Annotated in this window: 14 protein-coding genes; 8 read left to right on the forward strand and 6 right to left on the reverse strand. The window is 60.8% G+C overall.

What is annotated here, in order from left to right; translation table 11 throughout:
* Window positions 1–33: 33 nt before the first annotated feature.
* The 3 genes from hisA (at window position 34) to HX821_RS24165 (ending at window position 2,376) form a co-directional block, all read left to right on the forward strand.
* Entirely contained in the window at window positions 34–771 is a 738-nt protein-coding gene (gene hisA, locus HX821_RS24155) for a 1-(5-phosphoribosyl)-5-[(5-phosphoribosylamino)methylideneamino]imidazole-4-carboxamide isomerase (RefSeq protein WP_003187784.1), read from the forward strand.
* Between the two features lie 9 nt (window positions 772–780).
* A complete protein-coding gene (gene hisF, locus HX821_RS24160) occupies window positions 781–1,551 on the forward strand; it encodes an imidazole glycerol phosphate synthase subunit HisF (protein ID WP_003218030.1) in 771 nt (256 codons plus the stop codon).
* A gap of 66 nt (window positions 1,552–1,617) precedes the next feature.
* On the forward strand, window positions 1,618–2,376 hold the full coding sequence (locus HX821_RS24165) for an ABC transporter substrate-binding protein (protein ID WP_003218028.1): 759 nt from the start codon (window positions 1,618–1,620) through the stop codon (window positions 2,374–2,376).
* Here HX821_RS24165 and HX821_RS24170 read toward each other — a convergent pair.
* From HX821_RS24170 to HX821_RS24185, 4 genes are all read right to left on the reverse strand, one after another.
* A complete protein-coding gene (locus HX821_RS24170) occupies window positions 2,329–3,633 on the reverse strand; it encodes a Vps62-related protein (RefSeq protein WP_177009270.1) in 1,305 nt (434 codons plus the stop codon). The genes HX821_RS24165 and HX821_RS24170 overlap by 48 nt on opposite strands.
* A 74-nt stretch (window positions 3,634–3,707) precedes the next feature.
* Window positions 3,708–4,490 carry a divergent polysaccharide deacetylase family protein gene (locus HX821_RS24175; RefSeq protein ID WP_008435686.1) on the reverse strand — a complete coding sequence of 261 codons (783 nt, stop codon included), beginning with the start codon at window positions 4,488–4,490 and terminating at the stop codon, window positions 3,708–3,710.
* Between the two features lies 1 nt (window position 4,491).
* Window positions 4,492–5,799: a S41 family peptidase gene (locus HX821_RS24180; RefSeq protein WP_003218023.1), complete on the reverse strand. Its 1,308-nt coding sequence runs from the start codon at window positions 5,797–5,799 to the stop codon at window positions 4,492–4,494.
* Between the two features lie 31 nt (window positions 5,800–5,830).
* On the reverse strand, window positions 5,831–7,135 hold the full coding sequence (locus tag HX821_RS24185) for a murein hydrolase activator EnvC (RefSeq protein WP_177036571.1): 1,305 nt from the start codon (window positions 7,133–7,135) through the stop codon (window positions 5,831–5,833).
* Between the two features lie 377 nt (window positions 7,136–7,512).
* On the opposite strand from HX821_RS24185, the gene HX821_RS24190 reads away from it, so the two are divergent.
* Window positions 7,513–7,944, forward strand: coding sequence for a PBECR2 nuclease fold domain-containing protein (locus HX821_RS24190; protein WP_256344182.1), 432 nt, complete (start codon window positions 7,513–7,515; stop codon window positions 7,942–7,944).
* Window positions 7,945–8,161: 217 nt separating this feature from the next.
* Here HX821_RS24190 and gpmI read toward each other — a convergent pair whose 3' ends face one another.
* Window positions 8,162–9,688, reverse strand: a complete 1,527-nt coding sequence (gene gpmI, locus HX821_RS24195) for a 2,3-bisphosphoglycerate-independent phosphoglycerate mutase (protein ID WP_177036572.1) — start codon at window positions 9,686–9,688, stop codon at window positions 8,162–8,164.
* A 151-nt stretch (window positions 9,689–9,839) separates the two neighbouring features.
* Between gpmI and HX821_RS24200 the strand changes: the two genes are divergently transcribed.
* The 3 genes from HX821_RS24200 to secB are packed head-to-tail and all read left to right on the forward strand — an operon-like array spanning window position 9,840 to window position 11,037.
* A complete protein-coding gene (locus HX821_RS24200) occupies window positions 9,840–10,253 on the forward strand; it encodes a rhodanese-like domain-containing protein (RefSeq protein WP_003218014.1) in 414 nt (137 codons plus the stop codon).
* A 1-nt stretch (window position 10,254) separates the two neighbouring features.
* A complete protein-coding gene (gene grxC / locus HX821_RS24205) occupies window positions 10,255–10,509 on the forward strand; it encodes a glutaredoxin 3 (protein WP_177036574.1) in 255 nt (84 codons plus the stop codon).
* Window positions 10,510–10,551: 42 nt separating this feature from the next.
* A complete protein-coding gene (gene secB / locus HX821_RS24210; protein WP_003218009.1) occupies window positions 10,552–11,037 on the forward strand; it encodes a protein-export chaperone SecB in 486 nt (161 codons plus the stop codon).
* 132 nt (window positions 11,038–11,169) lie between these two features.
* Here the strand turns inward: secB and HX821_RS24215 are convergent, their stop codons facing one another.
* Complete coding sequence (locus HX821_RS24215; RefSeq protein WP_003218007.1) at window positions 11,170–11,625, reverse strand: tRNA (cytidine(34)-2'-O)-methyltransferase; 456 nt, start codon at window positions 11,623–11,625, stop codon at window positions 11,170–11,172.
* Here HX821_RS24215 and HX821_RS24220 point away from each other — a divergent pair.
* The gene (locus tag HX821_RS24220) at window positions 11,624–12,064 is read left to right on the forward strand and encodes a hypothetical protein (RefSeq protein WP_177036576.1); all 441 of its coding nucleotides are present in this window, start codon (window positions 11,624–11,626) and stop codon (window positions 12,062–12,064) included. The two genes, HX821_RS24215 and HX821_RS24220, sit on opposite strands and share 2 nt — an antisense overlap.
* Window positions 12,065–12,344 lie beyond the last annotated feature (280 nt).

Here is a 12,344-nt window from a genome sequence, read left to right on the forward strand (position 1 = left end):
GAGCAACGCTGAATATCGAATAAGGTTTGCCAGATGCTGATTATTCCCGCTATCGATCTCAAGGACGGCGCCTGCGTACGTCTGCGCCAGGGCCGCATGGAAGATTCCACGGTGTTCTCCGATGACCCGGTGAGCATGGCTGCCAAGTGGGTGGAAGGCGGTTGCCGTCGTCTGCATCTGGTGGACTTGAACGGTGCGTTCGAAGGCCAGCCGGTCAACGGTGAAGTCGTCACGGCGATCGCCAAGCGCTATCCGAACCTGCCGATCCAGATCGGCGGCGGTATCCGCTCCCTGGAAACCATCGAGCACTACGTGAAAGCGGGCGTGAGCTACGTGATCATCGGCACCAAGGCCGTGAAAGACCCGGCCTTCGTCGCCGAAGCCTGCCGTGCGTTCCCCGGCAAAGTGATCGTGGGCCTGGACGCCAAGGACGGTTTCGTCGCCACCGACGGCTGGGCCGAGATCAGCACCGTCCAGGTGATCGACCTCGCCAAGCAGTTTGAAGCCGACGGCGTCTCCGCCATCGTTTATACCGACATCGCCAAAGACGGCATGATGCAGGGCTGCAACGTACCGTTCACCGCTGCGCTGGCCGCCGCCACCAAGATCCCGGTGATCGCTTCCGGCGGTATCCACAACCTGGGCGACATCAAGTCGCTGCTGGACGCGAAGGCGCCGGGGATCATCGGCGCCATCACCGGCCGGGCGATCTATGAAGGCACCCTGGACGTCGCTGAAGCCCAGGCTTACTGTGACGCCTACAACGGCTGAGGACTGACCATGGCGCTGGCCAAACGCATCATCCCTTGCCTGGACGTCGACAACGGTCGCGTGGTCAAGGGCGTCAAGTTCGAGAACATCCGTGACGCCGGCGACCCGGTGGAAATCGCCCGCCGCTACGACGAACAGGGTGCTGACGAGATTACCTTTCTCGACATCACCGCCAGTGTCGATGGTCGCGACACCACGCTGCATACCGTGGAGCGCATGGCCAGCCAGGTGTTTATCCCGCTGACCGTGGGTGGTGGCGTGCGTACCGTGCAGGACATTCGCAACCTGCTGAATGCCGGCGCGGACAAGGTTTCGATCAACACTGCGGCGGTGTTCAACCCGGAATTTGTCGGCGAAGCCGCACAACACTTCGGTTCGCAATGCATCGTGGTTGCCATCGACGCCAAGAAAGTCTCCGGCCCGGGCGAAACTCCGCGCTGGGAGATCTTCACCCACGGCGGGCGCAAGCCGACCGGGCTGGATGCCGTGCAGTGGGCGATGAAGATGGAAGCCCTGGGTGCCGGTGAAATCCTGCTGACCAGCATGGACCAGGACGGCATGAAAAACGGCTTCGACCTGGGCGTGACCCGCGCCATCAGCGACGCACTGGGCATCCCGGTGATTGCTTCCGGCGGCGTCGGCAACCTGCAGCACCTGGCCGACGGCGTGATCGAAGGCCACGCCAGCGCAGTGCTGGCGGCGAGTATTTTCCACTTTGGCGAATACACCGTGCCTGAGGCCAAGGCCTACATGGCGGCGCGCGGTATCGTCGTACGCTAAACGTCACTGGACACCATGGCAGGCTCGCGGCACTCTCTGGGCTTGCCATGGATTCCGGTAACTTTCATGTTCAAAGACCTGCTGCTCGCCCTCGCCAGTACCACCGTTCTGCTGACGGGTTCGGCTTACGCTGATGAACCGTCCGACGGCGCTTCCCTGGTGTTGCTGACGGAAAACTTCCCGCCGTACAACATGGCGAAAAACGGCAAGAACTTCGCCAAGGAAGAGAACATCGAAGGCATTGCCGTGGACATCGTCCGCGAGACGTTCCAGCGTGCCGGTATTTCCTACAACCTGACCCTGCGGTTCCCTTGGGACCGGATCTACAAACTCGCCCTGGAAAAACCCGGTTACGGCGTGTTCGTGATGGCGCGCTTGCCGGACCGTGAGGCGCTGTTCAAATGGGTCGGCCCCATCGGCCCGGACGATTGGGTGCTGCTGGCCAAGGCTGACAGCAAGATCCAGCTGAGCGACCTTGAGCAGGCGCGGCGCTACAAGATCGGCGCCTACAAGGGCGACGCCATCGCCGAGAGCCTGGAGAAGCAGGGGCTCAAGCCGGTGATCGTGTTGCGGGATCAGGACAACGCGAAAAAGCTGGTGGATGGCCAGATCGACCTGTGGGCCACCGGGGACCCGGCGGGCCGTTATCTGGCACGCCAGGTCGGGGTGACCGGGCTCAAGACTGTGTTGCGTTTCAACAGCGCGGAGCTGTACCTGGCGCTGAACAAAAACGTGCCGGATGACGTAGTGGCGAAACTCCAGGCGGCCCTCGATCAGTTACGGCAGGAGGGTGTCGTCGATGAAATCATGGGGCGTTATCTCTAGGTTGTTTTCTGTGGGCTCGGGCACCGCTGCTGGTACTTCCTCTGGCTCCTCAACAGCAGTAACCGCCGCTTCAGGTTGCAGCAGCTCGCTGAAGTAGACGTTATCTCCGCTGGCATAGGTCAGGGTTGGCCCGAGCTGGCTGCCGTCAGCCCGCAATAGCTCGTATCGGCTTTTGACCAGGTAGGCAGCGATGGATTTATTCGCCGGGATGTAAGCCATCACATCCGCCACGCCCTCCCGTTCCCAGCCTTGTGCGGTCAAGCCCGTATGCGTGAAGTCGCGATTGAGGTTGGCACTGATACTCAACGGATGCCGGGGTGCCCAGGCAGCCTTTATATCGACGCCGGTCAAGGAGCGCAGGCCCAAGGAGAAATCACTGATCTCTCCTTTTGCGAATACCCAACTGAAGGTTTGGCTTGCTGGCGTGGTGTTTTGACCGCTGGCTACCAAGCTGTACTGGTCGATTCTTTTCAACCGATATACCGGGCACGTTTGCAGTTTTTCCAGGGGCGTCAGGGTCGGGTCGTTCACGGTAAACCAGGGCAGTTCGCACACATGAATGCCCTCTGTTACCTGCTCCGGCATCGTGCGTCCTGGTGCCATTTCGGGTGAAAGTGGCGGCAAATCTTCGGAATGAAGCGCAAGGTCCAGCCGCAGGGCGTGCACCGGGCGTTGCCTGGTTGGCTTGGCATAGCCCTCGGCGCCGGTAAAGGTGCCCGGTGCCAGGTAGGCTTGACCAGGAGCTGCTTGCGACGGGGAGACACCCCAGGCGCTGAAGTCCCGGTGGGCGCCGCTGCCTTGGTCGCTCCAGATCAACTGGTCGACATAGGCCTGAGTCACCAGGTCTTCTCTGACACAGCGGATGGTATTGCGTGGTGGTTTGTCGTTACCGAGGCCACAGACCAGCCCCATCGCCACATAACCTTCTGGAGCGGTGGGCCGCCAGATTGAGAAATTGGCGCGTGCCCTTGGTCCCGAGTGTTCCCAGACTCTCTCGAAGTCGACGGGGGGACGCAAGGCGGTGCCATTCTCCCGGTCAACTTCGCTGACAACAGCGACGATGTTCAGTTGATTGATGTTGTGGTAGCCCGCTACCGCCACATCACCCAGCGGGACGAAGTTGCCCAGCGCGTCGGAGGATGTGCTCGGGCGCCAGAAGGTCACGGGTTTCTCGGCGCGAGTGCCTTTGTCGTTCCATACAGGCACGAACTCGGTGGTGAAGTTGATCAGCAGGTCTTTGTATTGCAGTGAGTTCATCTACAGACTCTCCAGTGGATACGAAGATCCACTATCGAAGAGTCCGCTCGGTCAGGCGCGGTAGCTATATAGCACTAGCGGTAAGTGCCGTTTTTTCCGTGCCCGGCCATGGCCTGGTTGCTGCGCAGGCTGATCATCAACTTGATATCGATCCACTCGACGCCCTGGGCCTTGAGCTTGGGCAGCTCACGTTCGAGTACCGCCAGGGTCTGTGGATAAGGGTGGCCGATCATCACCGCCGACCCCTGTTTGTGGGCCAGCTTGATCGCGGTCTGCAGCTGGGTGGTGATGGCCGCTTCGGTGCGTTCGTCGTCGAGGAACACATCCCGCGAGACGCTGGCCAGGCCAATCTTTTGCGCCTCGGCGGCGGCGACGGTTTTAGCGCTGGTGCGGCTGTCGACGAAGAACTTGTGGCGTCGTTGCAGCTCACCCATCAACCAGGCCATGGCCTCCGGCTGGGCGGTCATGCGGCTGCCCATGTGGTTGTTGATGCCGGCGGTGTAGGGCACGGCCTTGAAGGCCGCGTCCAGGCGTTTGCCCAGCTCTTCGATGGGCAGGTCGGGGTGCCAGGCGAACGGGCCGGTGGCCGGGTCCATGGGCATGTGCAGGATGACGATCTTGCCGGCCTTGTGGGCTTCGCGGGCGAATTCGGCGGCGTGGGGTGTGTCGGGCATGATCGCCGTGGTCACCGGGCCGGGCAGGGCGAGCACACGACGATCCCGGGGCAGGTTTTGCCCGAGGTCGTCGATGATCAGGGTCAGGTAGGCTTTGTGTTCAGCGGGGGCTGCACTGGCGGGGTTGCCTTGGGCGACACCCGCCAGACAGCACAGCAAAGCGATGATCAGTCCACGGCGCATATCAACGGCTGCGCGTAATGCTCAGGCCCTTGAGCAGGCTCAGCGCCTGGGCCAACTGATAATCGTCGTCCTGCGGCATCGGCTTGGCTTTCGAGCCGCTGCCGGTCGGCTGGTCGGCGCCGCCGTTGCCATTGCCCAGGTGGCCTTGCAGGTCCGCTTCCTTGTAGAACTCGCTGTCGGCTTCGTTGGTGATCTTGGCCTTGCGCACTTCGATGTCCGGCACGATGCCCTGGGCCTGGATCGAGCGACCGTTCGGCGTGTAGTACAGCGCCGTGGTGATCTTCAAGGCACGCTCGTTGTTCAGCGGCAGCACGGTTTGCACCGAGCCTTTGCCGAAGCTGGTGGTGCCCATCAGCACGCCGCGTTTCTGGTCTTGCAGGGCGCCGGCGACGATTTCCGAAGCCGAGGCGCTGCCGCCGTTGATCAGCACAACCATCGGCACGCCTTCGCTGAGGTCGTTGCCGGTGGCCGAGAAGCGCAGCTCGGAGTTGGCGATACGGCCCTTGGTGTAGACGATCAGGCCCTTGGTGATGAAGTGGTCGACCACTTCCACAGCGGCCTGCAACACGCCGCCCGGGTTGTTGCGCAGGTCGAGCACGATGCCGCTGAGTTTCTTGCCGTTGTCTTTGCGCAGCTTGGCGAGGGCCTTGGCCACTTCGTCGCCGGTCTTGACCTGGAACTGGGTGATACGGATGTAGCCGTAGCCCGACTCCAGCAGCTGGCTCTTCACGCTCTTGACCGTGATGGTGGCGCGGGTCAGGGTCACGTCGAACGGCGTGCCGCCGTCGCGCACCAGGGTCAGGGTGATTTTCTGGCCGATCTTGCCGCGCATCTTGTCGACGGCTTCGGTCATGGTCTGGCCGCGGGTCGGCTGGCCGTTGATCTTGACGATAAAGTCACCGGCCTGGATGCCGGCCTTGGACGCAGGGGTGTCATCGATCGGCGAAACGACCTTGATGTTGCCGTCGTCGGCGCCGACTTCAATGCCCAGGCCACCGAATTCACCACTGGTGCTCTCCTGCAGCTCGGCGAAATCTTCCGGGCCCAGGTAGGCGGAGTGCGGGTCAAGGTTGCTGAGCATGCCCTTGATGGCATTTTCCAGCAGGGTCTTGTCGTCCACAGGTTCGACATAAGCGGCCTTGATCCGGTCCATGACCTCGGCAAAGGTGCGCAACTCGTCCAGCGGCAGCGGGGCCTTGGTGGTCGCGGCCGTGGCCGACTGGGCGGTCTGGTCGGCGAATGCCAAAGGCGCGCCGATCACCAGAGCGATCGTCAGGGCCAGCGATGTGAGGCGGGACAAATGCAGCATGTCGAACGAACTCCTAATGTAGATGCGACCCTTATCCTTGGGTACGGCACCATTGTGCCGGGTCGCTCGGGCGGCCCTGCTGACGAATAGCGAAGTACAGCGCCGGGGTGTCCTGGCCACCACTGTTACCGACAGTGGAGATGGATTCACCGGCTTTTACAACATCACCTGCCGCTTTAAGCAAAGTTTGATTGTGGCCGTAAAGGCTCAAATAGCCATTACCGTGGTCAAGAATCACCAGCAAGCCTGCGCCACGCAGCCAATCGGCGAATACCACGCGGCCGCCGTGGATAGCGTGGACCTGGGTGCCGGCACCGGCACTGATCATCACACCGTCCCACTTGGCGCGGGTGTCATCGCCACGGGTTTCACCAAAGCGTGCCAGTAATCGACCATCAACTGGCCATGGAAGTTTGCCCCGAGCTGAAGCAAAAGGTCCGCCGAAGGATTCGCCGGCGCTGGAAACCAGCGGGCCAGGCGCTGCACGCGCCGGTTTACGCGGGGCCGGGGCGTCGGTAGTGGCGCTGGCGACTGCCTCGGCGGCTTCACGCTCGCGCTTTTTTTCGGCTTCCTGCTGGGCCTGCAGCGCTTTTTGCCGCGCCTGCTCTGCCTCACGGGCCTGGCGCGCCAGGGTTTCCTCGATGGTTTTCAGGACTTTGCCCAGGTCGGCCTGGTCTTGCTCGCGGGCCTGGAGCTTGGCGTCACGGGCCTTCACGTCGTCATTCAGCTTGGCCAGCGCCTGCTGGCGCTCCTTGCGGACCTTGTCCAGTTCGTCGCGCTGGCTGTCGAGGGCGGTTTTCTGGTCGAGCAGCTGCGACTGCTGGTTGGCGATTTCCTGCTCGACGTTGGCCAACTGGCGCAGGGTCTCGTTGAAGCTTTTCAGTTGCTCCAGGCGGGCCTTGCTCAGGTAGTCGTAATAGGTAAGGGTGCGGGCGAACTTTTCCGGGTTCTGCTGGTTGAGCAGCAGCTTGAGGTATTCCTGGCGGCCGTTCTGGTAAGCGGCGCGGGCCTGGATCGCGATCAGGCGTTGCTGTTCAACGCGGGCGCTCTGGAGTTTTTTTTTCTCAGCGTCGAGTCGCTCCAGTTCCGACTCGCTCTTCTTTAGTTCTTTTTGCAGCTCCTGGACCTGCTTCTCCAGCTTGCCCATCTCGGTTTCCGTGCCGCGCAGGTCTTTCTGCACGCCGGACTTCTCTTCCTGGAGCTTGCCGAGCAGCTTCTTCAGCTCGGTAATGTCCTGACGCGTAGCGTCCAACTGTTGTTGGGTTTGTGCGCGCTCATCGGCAAACGCCGGTTGGAGCAGGCAGACAAGAGCAAGGGTAATCAAGGCGCGAAGCATAGAGGCGGGCGACACCAGGGAAAGGGACGGCCTAGTATGCCCGCCAAGCGCTGCAAAAAAAACGCCCAATTCGGCTTGGCAGGCAAGTTAGGTGCCCAGTGGCCGCATTCTGCAAGCAATTGTGGGCAAGTCCCATAGCCCTTTGAAGGCGACGAGCGGTTGAGAGCGTCGTGTCGTGATTCTGCAGTTGTTTTGTGTGCTTCGCGAAATGCCTTGAAATGCTCCACCCTGACGGTGCATTTGCGCTCGGAATAGACTCTTCGGCCCTGTTAATCCGACGGTCGGCATAGTCAGTAATGCCTTGTATTCACGAGTCAAAAGGCCAGCATACGTGGCTTGATTATGGGCTTCCCGATCTTCGTAGTCTGGATCGGGCCTTGCGAGCGCGTCCACTTGAGGAAGTGGCCGCCGGCAATGACGTCGAAGCGGCCATCGATATAGTCGCAATGCATTTTGGCATTGCCCATTCGAGCTGTTCGGAAGTGGAAGTTGCCTCGCCTTTGGGGCAAATAGCGATCAGGCGTAGCTGTCTGCAGCACATTGTTGAAAAGCGGCAGGACGCCAGAGAGCGTTATGTCAGGTTCGCCTTGGACACATTGACGGGGCCTCTGGAAATATGGCGTGTTGCTTATAGCGATTGCTCCGCCCGTTTAGCATTCATTGGGGCTTATGAATCCAGGAGGCAGATGCTGGTGGTGGTCAATATTCAGGCTGGCAATGTGCTGTGGAACTTCATGCAGACAGACGCCAAGGCCTTGAACAAGCATCGTCATGGTGAGTTGCTCTACAAGCGTTACGAGCTTTTGTGACGCCCAAAGAAAAGGGCAGCTCTTTCGAACTGCCCTAAGTAGTGCTTGCTTGATATTCATATACACACCCTCAAGCAGGGGTGTGGAGGTCTCACCCTACGCGGATATCCAGCCATCTGCGGGGTTCCTACGCCAGTTATCGCCGCTGGAGGCAACTGGTTTCGCGCTCAAGTCCATTATTGACGGGCTGCCTGTTTTGAGCAACCCCTGAACTGTGTCAGACCAGAATCGAAGTGCCAGTCATCTCTTTCGGCTTCTCCAGCCCCATCAGCATCAACATGGTCGGTGCCACGTCGGCCAGTACGCCGCCATCACGTACTTTAAAGTCACGTTTGCCGACGTAGATGAACGGCACCGGCTCGGTGGTGTGGGCGGTGTGGGCCTGGCCGGTGGATTCGTCGGACATTTGCTCGCAGTTGCCGTGGTCAGCGGTGATCAGCGCTTCGCCGCCCACCTTTTCCAGCGCGTCGACGATGCGGCCGACGCACAGGTCCAGGCATTCCACGGCTTTTACCGCCGCTTCCAGGTTGCCGCTGTGGCCCACCATGTCACCGTTGGCGTAGTTGACCACGATCACGTCGTAGCGCTGGTGTTCGATAGCGTCGACGATCTTGTCCGTGACTTCCGGGGCACTCATCTCCGGCTGCAGGTCGTAGGTGGCGACTTTCGGCGACGGGATCAGGATGCGTTCTTCACCCGGGAACGGTTCTTCACGACCGCCGGAGAAGAAGAAGGTCACGTGGGCGTATTTCTCGGTTTCGGCAATGCGCAGTTGGGTCTTGCCGTTTTTCGCCAGGTAATCCCCCAGCACGTTTTCCAGGCTGCCCGGGGCGAATGCCGACGGGGCCGGGATGTTGGCGGCGTATTGGGTCAGCATCACGAATTCGACTTTCGGCTGGCGGGCGCGCTCGAAGTCCTTGAAGCCGGCATCGACGAATACGTGGCTCAGCTCGCGGGCACGGTCGGCGCGGAAGTTCATGAACACCACGGCGTCGCCATCTTCGACCTTGACCGGTTCGCCGATGGTGGTGGCCTTGACGAATTCGTCACTCTCGCCACGGGCGTAGGCGGCCTCCAGGCCTTCCTGGGCGGTGGCGGCGTTGAATTCGGCCTGGCCGTCGACGATCAGGTTGTAGGCCTGTGCCACGCGGTCCCAGCGGTTGTCGCGGTCCATGGCGAAGTAGCGGCCAACCAGACTGGCGATGCGGCCTTTGCCGAGGGTCTTGAAGGTTTCATCCAGCAGTTCGATGGAGGACTGGGCACTTTTCGGCGGGGTGTCGCGGCCGTCGAGGAACGCGTGCAGGTAGATCTTCTCGGCGCCGCGCTTGAAGGCCAGTTCGGCCATGGCGATCAGGTGGTCCTGGTGGCTGTGGACGCCGCCGTCCGACAGCAGGCCCATGAAGTGCACGGCCTTGCCGGCCTTGACCGCTTTATCCACTGCCGCGCAGATGTTTGGGTTCTCGAAAAACTCACCGTCGCGGATCGCTTTGGTCACGCGGGTGAAGTCTTGATAGACCACTCGTCCGGCACCGAGATTCATATGGCCGACTTCCGAGTTGCCCATTTGGCCGTCCGGCAGGCCAACATCCATGCCCGAGCCCGAGATCAGGCCGTTCGGAACGGTAGCGCTCAGACGGTCCAGTACTGGCTTGCTGGCCGAGTACACGGCGTTGTCGTGGTTGCTTTCACTGTGTCCGAAGCCATCGAGAATTATCAGGACCAAAGGTTTAGGCGTAGTAGTCATAGATCCTCTCGCGGCGGTAATGAATGAAGGGAATAGAAAAGGGAGTGGCAGTTTAAAGCGAAGTTCCGACCACGTCACCGCTTTACGGGGGTTGGCCGACCATGACGGCTGTGTATACTTACCGCCATTTTAACGCCCTGGAACCTCCTTGATGGTTGATCACCTGATTGCATTTGCCACTACCCACTATTTGCTCGCTGGTGCGTTCGTCGTACTGCTGGCGCTGCTGATCGCTCACGAATTGAGCCGCGGTGGCCGCAGCCTCAGCACGTCCGAGCTGACCGCGCTGGTCAACAAGGATGAGGCCGTAGTGGTGGACATTCGTCCCGCCAAGGATTTCGCCGCCGGTCACATTGTCGGCGCGCTGAACATTCCCCAGGACAAACTGATTTCGCGCCTGGCCGAGCTGGAAAAGCACAAGGCCAAGACCATTATCCTGGTCGACGCCCAGGGCCAGCACTCCGGCACCCACGCCCGCGAGATGCTGAAAACCGGCTTCAACGCCGCCAAACTGTCGGGTGGTATTTCCAGCTGGCGTGGCGATAACCTGCCGCTGGTGAAGTGATATGAGCCAGGTTGTCGTTTATTCCAGCGATTATTGCCCTTATTGCTCGCATGCCAAGGCCCTGCTCAGGAAGAAGGGCGTCGCCTTCGAAGAGATCAAGGTTGATGGCAAGCCCCAGTTGCGCGCCGAGATGACCAGGAAGGCAGGGCGTTCATCCGTGCCACAGATCTGGATTGGTGATGAGCATATCGGTGGATGCGATGACCTGGTCGCCCTGGACAGCGCCGGTAAACTGGATGCGCTGCTTCACGTCTGACTCCTAACCCCTAAAAGACCCCAAGATCACGAAGGATCTGCGATGACTGACCAACAGAACACCGAAGCGGCAGCAGAAGAAGCTCAAGGCCCACAATTTTCCCTGCAGCGTATTTACGTACGTGACTTGTCATTCGAAGCGCCGAAAAGCCCGGCCATCTTCCGTCAGGAATGGACCCCGAGCGTTGCGCTGGACCTGAACACCCGTCAGAAGGCACTGGAAGGTGACTTCCACGAGGTCGTGCTGACCCTGTCGGTCACCGTCAAGAACGGCGAAGAAGTGGCCTTCATTGCTGAAGTGCAACAGGCCGGTATCTTCCTGATCCAGGGCCTGGACGAAGCGTCCATGAGCCACACCCTGGGCGCGTTCTGCCCGAACATCCTGTTCCCGTATGCCCGTGAGACCCTGGACAGCCTGGTCACCCGTGGCTCGTTCCCGGCGCTGATGCTGGCTCCGGTGAACTTCGATGCCCTGTATGCGCAAGAGCTGCAGCGCATGCAACAGGAAGGCTCGCCAACGGTTCAGTAAGCTGTTCTGAGCAACGACGCCGATCCAATGTGGGAGCGGGCTTGCTCGCGAAAGCGGTACTTCAGTCGATATCTTCGTTGACTGGCACTCCGCGTTCGCGAGCAAGCCCGCTCCCACATTCGTTATGCAGTGTTACTTGAACCCCAGTTGCCGCCAACCTTCGTAAACCGCGACGGCCACGGTATTGGATAGGTTCAGGCTGCGGCAGCCTTCGCGCATCGGCAGGCGCAGGCGGTGGCCGTCTGGCAGGGCGTCCAGCACGTCTGCCGGCAGGCCGCGGCTTTCCGGACCGAACAGGAAGGCGTCGCCTTCGGCAAAGCTGGCATCATGAAACGGCCGCGAACCCTTGGTGGTAAACGCGAACAACCGTGGGTGGTTCAGGCTTTCCAGGCAACTGGCAAGGTCGGCGTGGCGTTGCAGGGTGGCGTACTCGTGGTAGTCCAGCCCGGCGCGGCGCAGGCGCTTGTCGTCCATGTCGAAACCCAAGGGCTCGATCAAATGCAGGTGGCAGCCACTGTTGGCGCACAGCCTGATAACGTTGCCGGTATTCGGCGGAATTTCTGGTTGAAAAAGGATGACGTGAAACATGCACGGCTCCGAAGGCAAAGATGCGCTGCATTCTACCCCTGAAGAAGACCCCAGGCCGAAGCTATTGCCACGGGTTTTAGGCTCGTTGGCGATTGTCGGCTTGATGGTAGGCCTGATGATCGGCCGGCTGACCACGCCAGACCCGGTTGAGCTGCAGCAGGTAGAGCCCGCCGCCGATGGCCTGGTGGTGTGGTTCAACAGCGAACCCAAGCTGCACGGCGAGCAAATCGACGGCACCGTGGCGCTGCTGTTCGACGCGCTTGGCAAGGCCCAGGGCGGCCAATTGAAGGTCAATGACAAGGATGTGAACTGGCGCGTACGCAAGACCGATGGCGGCTTGCTGCTGAACCTGGTGGCGGCTCGGCCGTTGCGCGGGGAGTGGTCGGGAGAGAAGGCCGATGGACGCTGGCGGGTGGAGATCCATCTCCAGGAGCAATAAAAGAGGGAATCCCCGGCCTGCCTGTACCAAGGTTCCCAAAACGGGCTGGGGCTATGGGCGCGTTGCCTCATAAGCCCCGGGTGTAAAGAAGGGAGTTCCCGGCCTGCCTGTACCAGGGCTCCCAAAACGGGGTGAAGCCAAAGGCTTCGGTGTTAAAGAGGGAATCCCCGGCCTGCCTGTACCGAGGTTCCCGAAACGGGTGTGGGGCGCGACGCGATCCGCATCAAGCACCCCGGGTGTTAAAGAGGGGATTCTCGGCCTGCCTGTACCAAGGTCCCCG

This window comes from Pseudomonas sp. B6001 (assembly GCF_013386015.1).
In the GTDB taxonomy this organism is placed as follows: Bacteria; Pseudomonadota; Gammaproteobacteria; order Pseudomonadales; family Pseudomonadaceae; genus Aquipseudomonas.

Excerpts from the sequence above, each read along its gene's own strand:
- gpmI (WP_177036572.1), bottom strand. The coding sequence starts at position 9,688 with ATGACTACTACGCCTAAACCTTTGGTCCTGATAATTCTCGATGGCTTC.
- HX821_RS24200 (WP_003218014.1), top strand. The coding sequence starts at position 9,840 with ATGGTTGATCACCTGATTGCATTTGCCACTACCCACTATTTGCTCGCT.
- HX821_RS24220 (WP_177036576.1), top strand. The coding sequence starts at position 11,624 with ATGCACGGCTCCGAAGGCAAAGATGCGCTGCATTCTACCCCTGAAGAA.
- HX821_RS24175 (WP_008435686.1), bottom strand. The coding sequence starts at position 4,490 with ATGCGCCGTGGACTGATCATCGCTTTGCTGTGCTGTCTGGCGGGTGTC.
- HX821_RS24165 (WP_003218028.1), top strand. The coding sequence starts at position 1,618 with ATGTTCAAAGACCTGCTGCTCGCCCTCGCCAGTACCACCGTTCTGCTG.
- hisA (WP_003187784.1), top strand. The coding sequence starts at position 34 with ATGCTGATTATTCCCGCTATCGATCTCAAGGACGGCGCCTGCGTACGT.
- HX821_RS24170 (WP_177009270.1), bottom strand. The coding sequence starts at position 3,633 with ATGAACTCACTGCAATACAAAGACCTGCTGATCAACTTCACCACCGAG.
- secB (WP_003218009.1), top strand. The coding sequence starts at position 10,552 with ATGACTGACCAACAGAACACCGAAGCGGCAGCAGAAGAAGCTCAAGGC.
- HX821_RS24180 (WP_003218023.1), bottom strand. The coding sequence starts at position 5,799 with ATGCTGCATTTGTCCCGCCTCACATCGCTGGCCCTGACGATCGCTCTG.
- grxC (WP_177036574.1), top strand. The coding sequence starts at position 10,255 with ATGAGCCAGGTTGTCGTTTATTCCAGCGATTATTGCCCTTATTGCTCG.
- HX821_RS24215 (WP_003218007.1), bottom strand. The coding sequence starts at position 11,625 with ATGTTTCACGTCATCCTTTTTCAACCAGAAATTCCGCCGAATACCGGC.
- hisF (WP_003218030.1), top strand. The coding sequence starts at position 781 with ATGGCGCTGGCCAAACGCATCATCCCTTGCCTGGACGTCGACAACGGT.
- HX821_RS24185 (WP_177036571.1), bottom strand. The coding sequence starts at position 7,135 with ATGCTTCGCGCCTTGATTACCCTTGCTCTTGTCTGCCTGCTCCAACCG.